This is a genomic window from Pseudomonas sp. GW821-FHT11D10 (assembly GCF_058808435.1).
In genome coordinates this window covers 771202-783828 of sequence record NZ_JBXARR010000002.1, presented here as the reverse complement: position 1 = coordinate 783828, position 12627 = coordinate 771202, and the positions used below count along the sequence as shown (strand labels likewise).

16 protein-coding genes are annotated in these 12627 nt (G+C 61.3%); 9 read left to right on the top strand and 7 right to left on the bottom strand.

Features of this window, described 5'->3' with window-relative positions; translation table 11 throughout:
• Positions 1 to 23 precede the first annotated feature (23 nt).
• Positions 24 to 941 carry a LysR family transcriptional regulator gene (locus AC1RT4_RS10040; RefSeq protein ID WP_493085280.1) on the top strand — a complete coding sequence of 306 codons (918 nt, stop codon included), beginning with the start codon at positions 24 to 26 and terminating at the stop codon, positions 939 to 941.
• On the opposite strand, the gene AC1RT4_RS10035 is transcribed toward AC1RT4_RS10040, so the two are convergent.
• Positions 914 to 1240 (bottom strand): ElaB/YgaM/YqjD family protein, encoded by a 327-nt coding sequence (locus AC1RT4_RS10035; RefSeq protein WP_007953918.1) that lies wholly within the window; start codon positions 1238 to 1240, stop codon positions 914 to 916. The two genes, AC1RT4_RS10040 and AC1RT4_RS10035, sit on opposite strands and share 28 nt — an antisense overlap.
• A gap of 156 nt (positions 1241 to 1396) precedes the next feature.
• Between AC1RT4_RS10035 and AC1RT4_RS10030 the strand changes: the two genes are divergently transcribed.
• Positions 1397 to 1612: a dodecin gene (locus tag AC1RT4_RS10030; RefSeq protein ID WP_007953919.1), complete on the top strand. Its 216-nt coding sequence runs from the start codon at positions 1397 to 1399 to the stop codon at positions 1610 to 1612.
• 128 nt (positions 1613 to 1740) lie between these two features.
• Positions 1741 to 1965, top strand: coding sequence for a DUF1161 domain-containing protein (locus AC1RT4_RS10025; protein WP_102718502.1), 225 nt, complete (start codon positions 1741 to 1743; stop codon positions 1963 to 1965).
• A gap of 61 nt (positions 1966 to 2026) precedes the next feature.
• Here AC1RT4_RS10025 and AC1RT4_RS10020 read toward each other — a convergent pair whose 3' ends face one another.
• The gene (locus tag AC1RT4_RS10020) at positions 2027 to 3028 is read right to left on the bottom strand and encodes an LLM class flavin-dependent oxidoreductase (protein WP_065260633.1); all 1002 of its coding nucleotides are present in this window, start codon (positions 3026 to 3028) and stop codon (positions 2027 to 2029) included.
• A gap of 243 nt (positions 3029 to 3271) precedes the next feature.
• Between AC1RT4_RS10020 and AC1RT4_RS10015 the strand changes: the two genes are divergently transcribed.
• Both AC1RT4_RS10015 and AC1RT4_RS10010 read left to right on the top strand, forming a co-directional pair.
• Positions 3272 to 3703 carry an OsmC family protein gene (locus tag AC1RT4_RS10015; RefSeq protein ID WP_007953923.1) on the top strand — a complete coding sequence of 144 codons (432 nt, stop codon included), beginning with the start codon at positions 3272 to 3274 and terminating at the stop codon, positions 3701 to 3703.
• A gap of 103 nt (positions 3704 to 3806) precedes the next feature.
• A complete protein-coding gene (locus AC1RT4_RS10010; protein ID WP_007953935.1) occupies positions 3807 to 4046 on the top strand; it encodes a DUF1161 domain-containing protein in 240 nt (79 codons plus the stop codon).
• Between the two features lie 6 nt (positions 4047 to 4052).
• Here AC1RT4_RS10010 and AC1RT4_RS10005 read toward each other — a convergent pair whose 3' ends face one another.
• Together AC1RT4_RS10005 and AC1RT4_RS10000 are read right to left on the bottom strand one after the other, a co-directional pair.
• On the bottom strand, positions 4053 to 4472 hold the full coding sequence (locus tag AC1RT4_RS10005) for a PA0061/PA0062 family lipoprotein (RefSeq protein WP_493085279.1): 420 nt from the start codon (positions 4470 to 4472) through the stop codon (positions 4053 to 4055).
• Positions 4473 to 4512: 40 nt separating this feature from the next.
• Entirely contained in the window at positions 4513 to 4935 is a 423-nt protein-coding gene (locus AC1RT4_RS10000) for a PA0061/PA0062 family lipoprotein (protein ID WP_129973316.1), read from the bottom strand.
• Positions 4936 to 4993: 58 nt separating this feature from the next.
• Here AC1RT4_RS10000 and AC1RT4_RS09995 point away from each other — a divergent pair, with 58 nt between their 5' ends.
• Complete coding sequence (locus AC1RT4_RS09995) at positions 4994 to 6070, top strand: aminopeptidase (RefSeq protein WP_493085278.1); 1077 nt, start codon at positions 4994 to 4996, stop codon at positions 6068 to 6070.
• A gap of 115 nt (positions 6071 to 6185) precedes the next feature.
• Here the strand turns inward: AC1RT4_RS09995 and AC1RT4_RS09990 are convergent, their stop codons facing one another.
• Together AC1RT4_RS09990 and AC1RT4_RS09985 are read right to left on the bottom strand one after the other, a co-directional pair.
• Positions 6186 to 6836, bottom strand: coding sequence for an HAD family hydrolase (locus AC1RT4_RS09990; protein WP_289204172.1), 651 nt, complete (start codon positions 6834 to 6836; stop codon positions 6186 to 6188).
• A 28-nt stretch (positions 6837 to 6864) separates the two neighbouring features.
• Positions 6865 to 7410, bottom strand: a complete 546-nt coding sequence (locus AC1RT4_RS09985) for a gamma carbonic anhydrase family protein (protein WP_493085277.1) — start codon at positions 7408 to 7410, stop codon at positions 6865 to 6867.
• Between the two features lie 62 nt (positions 7411 to 7472).
• Here AC1RT4_RS09985 and prlC point away from each other — a divergent pair, with 62 nt between their 5' ends.
• From prlC to AC1RT4_RS09970, 3 genes are all read left to right on the top strand, one after another.
• On the top strand, positions 7473 to 9551 hold the full coding sequence (prlC, locus tag AC1RT4_RS09980; RefSeq protein ID WP_493085276.1) for an oligopeptidase A: 2079 nt from the start codon (positions 7473 to 7475) through the stop codon (positions 9549 to 9551).
• Positions 9548 to 9838 (top strand): YheV family putative zinc ribbon protein, encoded by a 291-nt coding sequence (locus AC1RT4_RS09975; protein WP_007953955.1) that lies wholly within the window; start codon positions 9548 to 9550, stop codon positions 9836 to 9838. The genes prlC and AC1RT4_RS09975 overlap by 4 nt, the downstream gene beginning before the upstream one ends.
• A gap of 112 nt (positions 9839 to 9950) precedes the next feature.
• Entirely contained in the window at positions 9951 to 11987 is a 2037-nt protein-coding gene (locus tag AC1RT4_RS09970) for a M3 family metallopeptidase (protein WP_493085275.1), read from the top strand.
• Here AC1RT4_RS09970 and AC1RT4_RS09965 read toward each other — a convergent pair.
• Entirely contained in the window at positions 11980 to 12624 is a 645-nt protein-coding gene (locus tag AC1RT4_RS09965) for a phosphatase domain-containing protein (RefSeq protein WP_493085274.1), read from the bottom strand. The genes AC1RT4_RS09970 and AC1RT4_RS09965 overlap by 8 nt on opposite strands.
• Between the last annotated feature and the right edge of the window lie 3 nt (positions 12625 to 12627).

Below are 12627 nucleotides of genomic sequence, written 5' to 3'. Positions count from 1 at the left end.
TGTCAGGAAAACTCACAGATATCATGAGCCATGACCTTCCCCCGCTGAACGCCCTGCGCGCCTTCGAAGCCACCGCCCGCCTGAACAGCGTCAGCCAGGCCGCCGAGCAGCTGCACGTCACTCACGGTGCGGTCAGCCGCCAGCTCAAGGTGCTTGAAGAGCACCTTGGCGTCAGCCTGTTCGTTAAGGACGGCCGTGGCCTGAAACTCACAGATGCCGGCATCCGTCTGCGCGATGCCAGCGGCGAGGCGTTCGATCGCTTGCGCAGCGTTTGCGCCGAACTGACCCAAAGCACCGCCGATGCGCCGTTCGTGCTCGGTTGCTCCGGCAGTCTGCTGGCGCGCTGGTTCATTCCTCGGCTGGGACGACTGAATGCCGACCTGCCGGACTTGCGTCTGCACTTGTCCGCCGGTGAAGGCGACCTCGACCCGCGGCGTCCGGGGCTGGATGCATTGCTGCTGTTCGCCGAACCGCCATGGCCCGCAGACATGCAAGTCTATGAGCTGGCCAGCGAGCGCATCGGGCCGGTCATGAGCCCGCTGTTCAGCGGCTACCAGCGCCTGCAATCGGCACCACCCATCGCCCTGCTCGACGAACCCTTGCTGCACACAACCTCACGCCCGCAAGCCTGGCCAAGCTGGGCGCAACAAAACGGCCTCGACGCCAAGGCGTTGAAGCTGGGGCAGGGTTTCGAGCATTTGTATTACTTGCTGGAAGCGGCCGTCGCCGGGCTGGGCGTGGCGATCGCGCCGGAACCGCTGGTAACCGAAGACTTGAAGGCCGGGCGCCTGGTCGCGCCATGGGGTTTCAGCGAAACCCCGGCGCAACTGGCGTTGTGGCTACCCAAGCGCGCCGCAGACGGGCGCGCCCGGCAATTGGCGCAGTGGCTCAGGCACGAGCTGCGCCAGGCGGATCACTCGCCGCGCTTGAACAGCAAGTAAGCGGCCAGCAGACCCAGCGCACCGACCGCCACACCGGCGGTCGTCCACGGATGTTCCTGCGCGTAATCGCGGGTGGCGATCCCGGTCTCGCGGGTTTTGACTTTGACTTCTTCGTAGGCATCGCTGAGCAGACTGCGCGAGTGTTTCAGCGCACTTTCAGCGTTGCCCTTGAGCGCCTTGAGGGTCTTGCGCGACTCGTCAGAAGCGTCGTCCTTAAGGCTTTCCAACGACTTGAGCAGACTCTCGATCTCCGCTTCCATGCTTTGCAACGAGGCTTTGCGTAACGAGGTGTTGGCCATGGTGGCTCTCCTGCATTGGTGATGAGTGGCGTGTGTTGGTTGGGACTTCACGGGTTCTGGAAAGTGCAGAAAATCTGAACTTCCCCTCTCCCGGATCGCCGAAATCAACACGGCAAATCGCTGCTAGGCTCAATTGCACACTTCAAGGAGAACGCCATGAGTGACCATCACACCTACAAGAAAGTCGAGCTGGTCGGTTCGTCCACCAGCAGCATCGAAGACGCCATCAACAACGCGTTGGCCGAGGCCAACAAGAGCATCAAGCATCTGGAATGGTTTGAAGTGACCGAAACCCGAGGCCACATCAAGGACGGCAAGGCGGCGCACTTTCAAGTGACCCTGAAAGTCGGGTTCCGGATTGCCAGCAGCTGAGTTTGGTCTACGCTTCTGAACTTGCGCGCTGGCCGAGTGCCATAGGAATGGCAAAGCGCTACAAGGTGAGCGCATCGGGCGAACGGCTCGATGCCCGCCTTTTTTAATCCGACCAGGGAGTGCGACCGATGAAGAAGTTCATGTTGGCGGTAGGTTTGTTGAGCCTTGCGGGTGGTGCGTTTGCTGCCGGCAAGCCCTGTGAAGAACTGAAGGCCGAGATTGCGGCCAAGCTGGATGCCAAGGGCGTATCCGGGTATTCGCTGGAGATTGTCGACAAGGGTGCGGCCAGTGGCGGCAAAGTCGTCGGCACCTGCGAAGGCGGTGCCAAACAGATCGTCTACACCCGCGGCTGATCACGCCGGAAAAACAAAAGCCGACGCAATGCGTCGGCTTTTTTGTGCACGGCTATCGGGTTCAGCCCTTCATGACCTGCGCCAGCAGCTCGTAGGAATGCAGGCGATCGGCGTGTTCATACAGGTCGCAGGTGAAGATCAGTTCGTCAGCCTGGGTCTGTTCGATCAGCACTTCGAGTTTCGCGCGGATTTTCTGCGGGCTGCCGACCATCGCCAGACCGAGGAAATCCCCCACCGCCTCACGTTCATGGGGCAGCCACAGGCCGTCCATGGTTTTCACCGGCGGACGCTGCACCAGACTTTGCCCACGCATCAGCGCGAGGATTCGCTGATACACCGAGGTCGCCAGGTAATCGGCCTGCTCATCGGTGTCGGCCGCCACCAGCGGCACACCGAGCATCACGTACGGTTTATCGAGTACCGCCGATGGCTTGAAGTGATTGCGGTAGACGCGGATCGCCTCGTGCATGAAGCGCGGTGCGAAATGCGAGGCAAAGGCGTAGGGCAAACCGCGCTCGCCGGCCAGTTGCGCACTGAACAGACTGGAGCCGAGCAGCCAGATCGGCACATTGGTGCCGGTGCCCGGCATCGCGATCACGCGCTGATCCGGGGTACGCGGGCCGAGGAAGCGCACCAGTTCTGCCACGTCCTCGGGGAAGTCATCGGCACTGCCGGAGCGCTCACGGCGCAGGGCGCGGGCGGTCATCTGATCGGAACCCGGCGCACGGCCCAGGCCGAGGTCGATCCGTCCCGGATACAGGCTTTCGAGGGTGCCGAACTGCTCGGCAATCACCAGCGGCGCGTGGTTGGGCAGCATCACGCCACCGGAGCCGACCCGAATGGTCGACGTGCCGCCGGCCAGGTAGCCCAGCAACACCGAGGTGGCGGAACTGGCGATGCCATCCATGTTGTGGTGCTCGGCGACCCAGAACCGCGTATAGCCGAATTTTTCGACATGCTGCGCCAGATCCAGCGAGTTGCGCAGCGACTGGGCCGGGCTGCCGTTCTCGCGCACCGGCACCAGATCGAGGGTGGAAAACTTTACGTCGGACAGTTGCTTCATAAACCTGCATCTCCGATTGAGGGCGCAGGTTTGTTCTTGGCGAACGCAAACCTGCCCAATTCATAAGCGTGTTCTGTGCAATAAGGGCATATACCCGAGTTTCAATAGCCGATCCGAAATTTCCTACTAAAAAAGTCAACGATTCACTTGGGCTGAACTTTGTTCCGACGTCTATCCTCAGAAGCCTTGCAGGCAAAAACCACGACGGCGCGGCGTTTCGCGCCCGATTTGAAGGAGGCACACATGGCTATCGTGAAGAAGGCATCCGCGCATTGGGAAGGTGACCTGAAAACCGGCATCGGCTCGATTTCCACCGAAACCGGCGTCCTGCGCGAAGCACCATACGGCTTCAAGGCCCGCTTCGAAGGCGGCAAGGGCACCAATCCGGAAGAACTGATCGGCGCCGCCCATGCGGGCTGTTTCTCCATGGCGTTCTCGATGATTCTCGGTGACGCCGGGCTCAAGGCCGACAGCATCGACACCCAGGCCGAAGTCACGCTGGATCAGGTGGATGGCGGCTTCGCGATCACCGCGGTGAAACTGATCCTCAAGGCAAAAATTCCGGGAGCGACCCAGGCGCAGTTCGAAGAACTGAGCAACAAAGCCAAGGAAGGTTGCCCGGTGTCCAAGGTGCTGAATGCGAAGATCAGTCTCGACGCCTCGCTGGTTGGCTGACGGGATTGAGTCGGATCAGAACCCGCCAGGCAAAAATGTGGTCGAATAAATGACAGCAGCTTTCGCGCATCTTCGTGCGCGCTGCTTCGATGGAGCTTCAACCATGAAACGTTTTGCCTTGGCGGTTATCTGTGGCGTGCTGGCAACGTCGGCCTTCGCAGCGCCCAAAGACTGCGAAGAACTCAAGCAAGAGATCGAAATCAAGATTCAGGCGAATGCCGTGCCCTCCTACACCCTGGAGATAGTCTCCAAAGAGGAGGCTGAAAAACACGACATCGCCATGATCGTCGGCACCTGCGACAACGGCACCAAAGCCATCATCTATCAGAAGAACGACCGCTGATACGCCTCAGATGATGCAGTTGACCTCGCGGTCCTCGGCGACGATTTCCCGCTTGTCGTTGTACAGGCGGGCACTCGGGGTAAACGCCAGCGAACGGCCTTCGAGCAAGTAACGCTGGCCCGCCTCGAAATGATCGTAGCGGATGGTCATATAGCACAGCCGCTCAACGGGACCGGTCATCAGGCTGCCGCCTCCGCCGAACACTTCAAAGTCGAAGCGCACCCGCAGCTCGTGGCTGCCGGGCGTGACCTGGAAGAAACGCCCGTCAGTCAGCCGCTTGTTGTCGAGACGCTCGGCCATCAGCAGTTTTCCGCCGGGGGTTGGCGTAGAGAATTCGACCCAGGCCATGTTCGGGTCGACGGGGGGCAACGGTGTCTGGCAACCGGCGAGTACGCCTGCGGCCATCAACAACATCAAGATGCGCATGATGGATGTCCGTGAGTTCGGACATCCAGCATAACGCCGATCAGGTTCGCTGGCAGCCCGCCGGCGTGCCCTGGCCCACCACGTTGCGTTGTTGGTCATAGAGCTTGGCCCACGGGCGGAAACCGATGCTTCCCGCCTGCAACTGATAACGCTGGCCAGCGTTGAAATCCTTGAATTTCACGTTCAACTGACAATCGCGCCACAGCGGCTCGGCATCCGGGCCGATGTTGGTCGCCTCGACCGGGAATTGATAACGCACCGTCAGCTCATGGCTGCCGGGCTGCACTTCGAAGTAACGATGATCGACGGAAGCCTTGTTGTCGACTTCCAGCGCCTGCAACGCCGTGTCCTGTTGCCGGGCATCCAGATCGATCCAGGCTTGCGAAGGGTCAGGAGTCGGCATTCCGAATCCGGCACAACCGGCCAGCGTCAGCACGCTTCCCGTCAGTATCAACATGCGCATAGCGGAGCTCCAATGGGCGGGATAGTCTTGGGCAGACTTTCCGGGGGGATTTCTTATTTTGATCAGGCCGCTTCCAAGCCATGGGTTACTTGATCGCGTTTTGCGGGTTTTGTTTCCGGGTGTGATGATTTTGTTGCTCAACGGTTGCTCAAGCCTGAGCTATTACAGCCAGCTGGCCAGCGGTCAGCTGCAGCTTTTGCGGGCGCGGGAGCCAGTGGCCAAGGTGATCGCCGACCCGGCTCGCGACGCCAGACTTCGCACTCACCTCGCCCAATCCCAGAAAGCCCGGGCCTTCGCCAGCGAACATCTGCACCTGCCGGACAACCAAAGCTATCGCCTCTACGCCGACATCGGTCGGCCGTTTGTCGTGTGGAATGTGTTCGCCACCCCGGAATTTTCCCTGAGCCCGCAGAACCATTGCTTCCCGATTGCCGGTTGCGTGGCCTATCGCGGCTATTACAGCCAGAGCGCGGCGCGGGGCGAAGCAGCGATTCAGCACCTGCAAGGCATGGACGTGTCGATCGGTGGCGTCGAGGCCTACTCGACCCTCGGCTGGTTCAACGACCCGATTCTCAATTCGATGATGGGCTGGGGCGACGAGCGTCTGGCGACGCTGATCTTCCATGAACTGGCCCACCAGCGCTTTTATGTGAAGGACGACACCGAGTTCAACGAGTCTTTCGCCACCTTCGTCGAGCAGGAAGGTACGCGGCAGTGGCGAGCGTTTCGGGGCTTGCCCCCGGAAAACGACTCGAGGCTCAAGCAGCGGGATCAGTTCATTCAGTTGATCCTCGATACCCGCTCACGCCTTGAAAAACTCTATGCGCAACCATTGGCGACGGCGCAGATGCGCGAGCGCAAGGCCGCGGAGTTCGAACGGTTTCGACACGACTACCGAACGATGCGCGATGGCCAGTGGGCCGGAGACAAACGCTATGACGCCTGGGTCAATGCGCCGTTGAACAACGCACGGCTGTTGCCGTTCGGGCTGTATGACCAGTGGGTTCCGGCGTTTGCGGCGTTGTTCAGGCAGGTCGGTGGGGATTGGGTCAGGTTTTACGCAGAGGTCGAGAAGTTGGGTGGCTTGCCAGTCGTTGAGCGTAAGTCGGCTCTGAGAGTGCTGGCAGGCTCATAAATCTACAGCGGCTTTTTTGGCCCCATCGCGAGCAAGCTCGCTCCCGCAGGAAACCGAGTTCTACTACTGAAACGCGGTCACTGTGGGAGCGGGCTTGCTCGCGAAGGCTATCTGATCAGCGCTGCAAAAATGCCTGATGCAACTGATCCAAAGTCTCGAAGTGATACGCCGGCGCTTCCGCGCTCAGCTCTTCATGGCTGCCAAAACCGTAACCCACGGCCGCCGCATCCAGCCCGTTGCTGCGAGCACCGATCAGGTCGTGCTTGCGGTCACCGATCATCAGCGTGTTGGCCGGGTCCAGCCCTTCCTCGGCGATCAAGTGGGCAATCAGCTCGACCTTGTTGGTGCGGGTGCCGTCCAGTTCGCTGCCGTAGATCACCTTGAAGTGTCTGGCGAAATCAAAGTGCCGGGCGATTTCCCGGGCGAACACCCACGGCTTCGACGTCGCGATATACAGCTGGCGGCCCTGACCACTCAGGGTTTCAAGCAACGGCGTGACGCCGTCGAACACCCGGTTCTCGTACAGGCCGGTGACCTTGAAGCGCTCGCGATAGAAATTCACCGCCTCCCACGCCTTGGCTTCATCGAAACCATAGAACTGCATGAACGCCTGCAACAGCGGCGGGCCGATGAAGTGTTCCAGTTTGGTCAGGTCGGGCTCGTCGATGCCGAGTTTGCTCAAGGCGAACTGGATGGAACGGGTGATGCCCTCACGCGGGTCGGTGAGGGTGCCATCGAGGTCGAACAGTACGGTCTGGTAATGCATGAAAAATCCCGGGCAATAGAGAGAAAAATCAGAGCTGGTCGTAGCCTTCGGCCAGATGCAGGTCCTTGAGCTTCACGTAGTTCGCCGCGCTGTAGGTGAAAAAGGCGTTTTCCTTGTCGGTCAGCGGGCGGACCTGTTTCACCGGGCTGCCCACGTACAGAAAACCGCTTTCCAGACGCTTGCCCGGCGGCACCAGGCTGCCGGCGCCGATGATCACGTCGTCCTCGACCACCGCGCCGTCCATAACGATGCTGCCCATGCCGATCAACACGCGGCTGCCGACGGTGCAGCCATGCAGCATGACCTTGTGGGCGATAGTCACGTCATCGCCGATCAGCAGCGGAAAGCCGTCCGGGTTGAACGGGCCGGCGTGGGTGATGTGCAACACACAACCATCCTGCACGCTGGTACGCGCGCCGATGCGGATGCGGTGCATGTCGCCGCGGATCACGGTCAGCGGCCACACGGAACTGTCTTCGCCGATTTGGACGTCGCCGATCACCACCGCCGAGCCGTCGACAAAAGCGCCCTGGCTCAAACGTGGAGTGTGATTCTGGTACTTGCGAAGGGACACGATTAGTTCTCTCTCTGTCGCCGATAGCTGCGGTGGGTGTCGATTGTAATTAAGATGGGCGCATGTTTCTTCCAGCCAAGGTGCCAACCGTGAGCGTGAACAACCCTCTTCTGCAGTCCTACGACCTGCCGCCGTTCTCCGCGATCCGTGCCGAACACGTTCAGCCGGCCATCGAAACCATCCTGGCCGACAACCGCGCCGCCATTGCCGAAATCCTCAAGACCCAGGGCCAGAACCCGACCTGGACCGGGCTGGTGCTGGCGATGGACGAACTCAATGATCGCCTGAGCGCTGCCTGGAGTCCGGTCAGCCACCTCAATGCCGTGTGCAACAGCGCCGAACTGCGTGAAGCCTACGAGTCGTGCCTGCCGGCATTGAGCGCCTATTCCACCGAAATGGGCCAGAACCGTGAACTGTTCCAGGCTTATGAAGCTCTGGCCAACAGCCCGGAAGCCGCCGGTTTCGACGTGGCGCAGAAAACCATTCTGGAACACGCCCTGCGCGATTTCCGCCTGTCGGGCATTGACCTGCCGGAAGCCGAACAAAAACGTTACGCCGAAGTGCAGAGCAAGCTGTCCGAGCTGGGCAGCCGCTTCTCCAACCAGTTGCTCGACGCCACCCAGGCCTGGACCAAGCATCTGACCGACGAAGCCGCCCTCGCCGGCCTGACCGATTCGGCCAAGGCGCAAATGGCTGCCGCCGCACAGGCCAAAGGCCTCGACGGCTGGCTGATCACCCTGGAATTCCCGAGCTACTACGCGGTGATGACTTACGCCCAGGACCGAGCGCTGCGCGAAGAAGTCTACGCCGCCTACTGCACCCGTGCGTCGGATCAAGGCCCGAACGCCGGCCAGAACGACAACGGCCCGGTCATGGGCGAAATCCTCGACCTGCGTCAGGAGCTGGCCAAGCTGCTCGGTTTCTCCAGCTTCTCCGAACTGAGCCTGGCGACCAAAATGGCCGAGTCCAGCGATCAGGTGCTGAGCTTCCTGCGCGATCTGGCAAAGCGCAGCAAACCGTTCGCCGCCCAGGATCTGCAACAGCTCAAGGCTTACGCCGCCGAGCAGGGCTGCGCCGATCTGCAAAGCTGGGACAGCGGTTTCTACGGTGAAAAACTCCGTGAACAACGCTACAGCGTCGCCCAGGAAACCCTGCGCGCCTACTTCCCGATCGACAAAGTGCTGGGCGGTCTGTTCGCCATCGTTCAGCGCCTGTACGGCATCGAAATCGCCGAACTGAAAGGCTTCGACACCTGGCACCCGGACGTGCGCCTGTTCGAGATCAAGGAAAACGGCCAGCACGTCGGCCGCTTCTTCTTCGACCTCTACGCCCGCGCCAACAAGCGCGGCGGTGCCTGGATGGACGGCGCCCGCGACCGTCGCCGCACCCTCGACGGCGTGCTGCAAAGCCCGGTGGCCAACCTGGTGTGCAACTTCACTCCGGCCGACAGCGGCAAGCCTGCGCTGCTGACCCACGATGAAGTGACCACCCTGTTCCACGAATTCGGCCACGGCCTGCATCACCTGCTGACCCGCGTCGAGCATGCCGGCGTGTCCGGCATCAACGGCGTGGCGTGGGATGCGGTCGAGCTGCCGAGCCAGTTCATGGAAAACTGGTGCTGGGAGCCGGAAGGCCTCGCGCTGATTTCCGGCCACTACGAAACCGGCGAGCCGCTGCCGCAGGATCTGCTGGAAAAAATGCTCGCGGCGAAGAACTTCCAGTCCGGACTGATGATGGTGCGTCAGCTGGAGTTCTCGCTGTTCGACTTCGAACTGCACGCCACCCACGGTGATGGCCGCAGCGTCGCGCAGGTGCTCGAAGGCGTGCGCAACGAAGTCTCGGTGATGCGTCCTCCGGCCTACAACCGATTCCCGAACAGCTTTGCGCACATCTTCGCCGGCGGTTACGCGGCGGGTTACTACAGCTACAAGTGGGCGGAAGTGTTGTCGGCGGATGCCTTCTCCAAATTCGAAGAAGATGGCGTGCTGAATGCCGATACCGGTCGCGCCTTCCGCGAAGCGATCCTGGCCCGCGGTGGTTCGCAGGCACCGATGGTGCTGTTCGTCGACTTCCGTGGCCGTGAACCGTCGATTGACGCACTCTTGCGCCACAGCGGCCTGAGTGAGGACGCGGCAGCATGAGTGAGGCACCCGTGAAGACCAAAAAACGCTTTATCGCCGGGGCGGTCTGCCCGGCGTGCAGCGAGCCGGACAAACTGATGATGTGGAGCGAGGACGATGTCCCGCACCGCGAATGCGTGGCGTGCGGCTACAGCGATACGCTGAATGCACAAGGGCTTTCGGTACCGAAAGAACTGGGCACGCGGGTCAACACCAGCGCGCTCAAGCCGGCACCGGACAAAACGGTTCAGGCGGTGCAGTTCTTCCCGAATCCGAAACTGAAGAAAAAGCCTGACGAGCAGCACTGATCCTCAACCACCTTCCCCGATTCGTCGGTGGAAGGTGGTATTGGCTTAACACCTGTCCCCCGCACTTGCTTCGTAGGCTGGCCCTTTGTGCCACGCCTCGAAGGAAGCTGCCATGCCCGACACCAATCCCCTCCTGCAACACTGGACGTTGCCACCGTGGCCAGCGATTCGCGCCGAGCACCTGCTGCCGGCCGTCAACGGCATCATTGCCGACAACCGACGCATCATCGCCCAGGTGATCGCCAGTCAGACCGAACATCCCGGCTGGGATGATCTGGTGCTGAGCATCGACGAGGCCGACGCGCGCCTCGGTGAAGTCCGCTCGATTCTCGAAACGTTTTCGATGGTCAGGTCTGACGATGCCGTCTGGCTTGTGGAAAGCGCCAAGGCCCATCTGGCGATCAATCAGTATCGCTTCGAAAAAGCCCGCAATCGCCCGTTGTACGAGGCTTACCGGCGTCTGGCACAAAGCTCGATCTCCGGCAGTTTCGATGAGTCGCGCAACATCGCACTGGCGCGGACTCTGCGTCGATTCAAGCAGTCGGGCATTGAGCTTCCTGCTGAACAGCAACAGGAACTGGCGCGGTTGAACCGCGAGATCGGCGGGCTGGAGTACGTGTTTCTGGACAACCTCGAGCGCTGGACCGAGTCGTGGAGCAAACGTGTCGACGACATTGCGCTACTCGCGGGACTGTCGCCGGCGATGAAGGATCGGCTGGCACTCGCCGCACGCCAGACCGGGCATGACGGCTGGTTGATCCGGCTGGACCAGAACACCTGCCAGCACATCCTCAAGTACGCCGAGAACCGCGCCTTGCGGGAGGAATGCTACGTTGCCTACATGACCCGCGCCTCCGATCGCGGGCCGCTGGCCGGTCGCTTTGATAACGGCCCGGTGCTGAAGAAGCTGCTCGCACTGCGCCAGCAGAAAGCCCGTTTGCTTGGCCATGAAAACGCCGCGCAACTGAGTCTGGCCAAAAACAGCGCCCGGACGACGGAGTGGGTCAGTGGTTTTCTCCAGCGTCAGGCGACGCAGCTGGCACCTGCCCTCGCGCAGGATGCGAAACAACTGGCCGCCTTTGCACAGCAACGCGGGATCGACCGGGTCCAGTCGTGGGATGAGGATTTCCTCGCCGAACAATGGCGCCAGCAAGCGTTTTCCGGCGCGCTGGAAAACCTGCGTGATTACTTCCCACTAGAGGGCACCCTGCGCAGGCTCTTTCTGTTCTGCGAAAGGATGTTCGGGATCCGCATCGTCGAGCAGTCCGGCGGAGACCACTGGCATGACGATGTGCGCCTGCTGGAAATCAGCGAGCATGAGCAGGTCATCGGCTACATCTACCTCGACCCGTTTCACCGCGACAACGCGGTGGACTTCCCCGGCACCTCCACACTGCGCAACCGCCGGATCAACGCCGAAGGTCGCCCGGCGCTGCCGATTGCCCTGCTCTACAGCAATTTCACACCCGCCACCGACACCCATCCGTGCCGGCTCGAAATCGACGATCTGCGAGTGCTGTTTCATGAGTTTGGCCATTGCCTCCAGCACGTGCTGACGCGCTCGCCCCATCACAGCCTCTCCGGCATCCAGCAACTGGGCCATGAAGCGGCGGAGTTTTCCGGGCAATTGTTCGAGCAGTGGTGTTTGTCGCGGGAGTTTGTGCTGTGGCTCGGCGCGCATTTTCAGACCGGCGAACGCCTTAACGCCGGACGGGTCGACGCGGCACTGTCAGCCACTCAATCCCACTCCAGCCGGCAACAGGCCTTGTTGCTGATGGGGGCGATGATCGACTTCGAACTGCACCTGACCCACGGCGATGGACGCTCGGTCGAGGAGGTTTGCAACGATGTGCACCGCAGCCTGGGTCCTCTGCAACTGCCGGACGATCACCGGTTCGCCAACGGTTTCGACTACATGGTGACCCAGTACGACGCCTCGGTTTACGCCTACGTCTGGTCGGGCGTGCTGGCTCAGGAAGCGTTCAAGCGCTTCAGCCGGGACTGGGTGTTCAACGCGCAAACCGGCCGTGAGTTTCGTGCAACGTTCTTTGCGCCGGGTGCGGGGCGTCCGTTGCTGGACGCGGTGGAAGCGTTCATCGGCCGGCCGGTCGCCGGCCTCGTTGACGGAGAGGCCGGACGAGTTACTTAAGATTGACCGTCTGAAACCAGCTCTTCATCGAGCACGTGGCAAACGCGCTGGTGCTGCAATCGCCATTGGCCAACGCGGTGCGCAGTTTATCGACATCGGCCTGCATCACGTAACGCACGCTGTCCCGGAAGTGCCCACTCTCACCAAAGCCGCCCTGGGTCATTTCGCTGAGGGCGTCTTCCTTGCTCCAGCCCTGCACCACGATCCGGTACATCGCCGCCATCAGGCCGGTGCGATCGGAGCCGTGCTTGCAGTGCATCAACACCGGGCCGTCGGCTTCGGCGGACTGGATGGCACGCAGGGTCTTGAGCACATCACTGTCGTCCACGTGATTGGTGCGATAGGGCAATTGCACCTGATGGATACCGGGGGCTTTCAGCCAGTTGGAATCCGCTTCCGGCAGGAAGTTGATGACCGTGGCCACCTTCAGGTTGTTCAGCAACGGTACGGCGCCGTCATCCGGGAGCGCGCTGCGGTACAGCGTGGGCGACATCTGGAACAGGTTGTATTGCACTTCTACCGGTTGCGCCCACTCGACGGGACGGGAAGCCGGGGTGTCCGCCGCCTGAGCGGGAATCCAGCTGAACAGCGCAAGCAGCGACAAACAGAATGCGGAGGAAAAACGCGTCAGGAACATGCT

What these genes read in the sequence shown, in the direction of transcription:
- AC1RT4_RS10015 (WP_007953923.1), top strand. Translation starts at nt 3,272, where the DNA reads ATGGCTATCGTGAAGAAGGCATCCGCGCATTGGGAAGGTGACCTGAAA.
- AC1RT4_RS10005 (WP_493085279.1), bottom strand. Translation starts at nt 4,472, where the DNA reads ATGCGCATCTTGATGTTGTTGATGGCCGCAGGCGTACTCGCCGGTTGC.
- AC1RT4_RS09975 (WP_007953955.1), top strand. Translation starts at nt 9,548, where the DNA reads ATGAGTGAGGCACCCGTGAAGACCAAAAAACGCTTTATCGCCGGGGCG.
- AC1RT4_RS10035 (WP_007953918.1), bottom strand. Translation starts at nt 1,240, where the DNA reads ATGGCCAACACCTCGTTACGCAAAGCCTCGTTGCAAAGCATGGAAGCG.
- AC1RT4_RS10020 (WP_065260633.1), bottom strand. Translation starts at nt 3,028, where the DNA reads ATGAAGCAACTGTCCGACGTAAAGTTTTCCACCCTCGATCTGGTGCCG.
- AC1RT4_RS10010 (WP_007953935.1), top strand. Translation starts at nt 3,807, where the DNA reads ATGAAACGTTTTGCCTTGGCGGTTATCTGTGGCGTGCTGGCAACGTCG.
- AC1RT4_RS10040 (WP_493085280.1), top strand. Translation starts at nt 24, where the DNA reads ATGAGCCATGACCTTCCCCCGCTGAACGCCCTGCGCGCCTTCGAAGCC.
- AC1RT4_RS09965 (WP_493085274.1), bottom strand. Translation starts at nt 12,624, where the DNA reads ATGTTCCTGACGCGTTTTTCCTCCGCATTCTGTTTGTCGCTGCTTGCG.
- AC1RT4_RS09970 (WP_493085275.1), top strand. Translation starts at nt 9,951, where the DNA reads ATGCCCGACACCAATCCCCTCCTGCAACACTGGACGTTGCCACCGTGG.
- AC1RT4_RS09990 (WP_289204172.1), bottom strand. Translation starts at nt 6,836, where the DNA reads ATGCATTACCAGACCGTACTGTTCGACCTCGATGGCACCCTCACCGAC.
- AC1RT4_RS10030 (WP_007953919.1), top strand. Translation starts at nt 1,397, where the DNA reads ATGAGTGACCATCACACCTACAAGAAAGTCGAGCTGGTCGGTTCGTCC.
- AC1RT4_RS10025 (WP_102718502.1), top strand. Translation starts at nt 1,741, where the DNA reads ATGAAGAAGTTCATGTTGGCGGTAGGTTTGTTGAGCCTTGCGGGTGGT.
- AC1RT4_RS10000 (WP_129973316.1), bottom strand. Translation starts at nt 4,935, where the DNA reads ATGCGCATGTTGATACTGACGGGAAGCGTGCTGACGCTGGCCGGTTGT.
- prlC (WP_493085276.1), top strand. Translation starts at nt 7,473, where the DNA reads ATGTTTCTTCCAGCCAAGGTGCCAACCGTGAGCGTGAACAACCCTCTT.